Here is a 1200-nt window from a genome sequence, read left to right as displayed (position 1 = left end):
ATGGATTTGAAAGAAACTAAATTAAGCAGTGAGCCAATCTACGAAGGTTCTTTTGTTACCATCAGCCGCGATCGGGTTCGCCTGCCCAACGGCAACGAAAGCCAACGAGTTGTGATCCGTCATCCGGGTGCTGCGTGTGTATTGGCGGAAACGGAAGATGGTAAAGTTGTTTTGGTGCGCCAATGGCGTTATGCCGCCGATCAGGCGACGTTGGAATTGCCGGCGGGTAAATTGGATATTGCGGACGAAGATCCTGCCGAATGCGCTTTGCGTGAGTTGGCGGAAGAAACGCCATATGTCGCCGACAGCGTCAAACTGTTGTACTCCTTTTATACCGCAGTCGGTTTTTGCGATGAAAAAATGTATCTCTACCAAGCGCAAGGCGTGCGTTTGGGCAGCGAGTTGAGCAATGATGAGGATGAAATTACAGAAACCGTCCTGATGAGCAAGGACGAGGTGCGCAATGCATTGGCAAACGATGAGATCAAAGATGGTAAGACTTTGATTGGTTTGCAGTATTGGTTGACCCAGAATTGATATGTTAAGTAGAAAATCCTTGATAGATTTCTGAATACTTGAGCCTGATATTTGATAATAAGGTTTTCATACAAACAGGGCCGTCTGAAAAAGCTTTCAGACGGCCCTGTTTTATTTTGTAGCCAGATTTTAACCTAATAAAGCCGGTGCAAACCGTGTAATCGTATCGCGCAAAACGATGAGTTTGCCGTGGAAGAAGTGGGACGAACCGGCAATGGTCACAACAGGCAGGTCTTGTGGTTCTGCCCATGTCAGGGCTTTGTTGATTTCGACGACTTCGTCTTCCGCGCCATGAATCATCAATGTTTTGGCGACGTCGGGAACGTTGGATGGTTCTGGGCGATCGGTGTAGTGATGGACGGCGGCGCCCATCAGCAACAGCAAATCAGGCATGCGTTCTTGGGCAGCAAAGGTGGAAACGTAGCCGCCGAATGAGAAACCGGCTAGGACGAATTGCGGTGCGTCAGGATGTTGCGCGCGGGCGTAGTCGATAACGGCAATACAGTCTTGTATTTCGCCGCGGCCGTAGTCGTGTTCGCCTTCGCTATTGCCTACGCCGCGCAAATTGGGCAGGTAGCAATGGAAACCGAGTTGGCTGAGGGCTTTGGCGGCGGTTTGGATGACTTTGTTGGTGTTGGTGCCGCCTTGCAGGGGATTGGGGTG

General features: G+C 50.4%; 2 protein-coding genes. One reads left to right on the top strand and one right to left on the bottom strand.

Annotated features, from left to right (window positions below):
* A partial coding sequence (locus ACTHS3_RS13740) for an NUDIX hydrolase (protein ID WP_070608180.1) occupies positions 1 to 537 on the top strand: 537 nt, incomplete at its 5' end.
* Positions 538 to 666: 129 nt separating this feature from the next.
* Here the strand turns inward: ACTHS3_RS13740 and ACTHS3_RS13735 are convergent.
* The coding region (locus tag ACTHS3_RS13735) for an alpha/beta hydrolase (RefSeq protein ID WP_440368221.1) at positions 667 to 1200 on the bottom strand (534 nt) is incomplete at its 5' end.

The organism is Neisseria sp. P0009.S007 (assembly GCF_051962515.1).
Note: the sequence above shows the minus strand (reverse complement) of the source record. Positions and strands in the feature narration are given on the sequence as shown.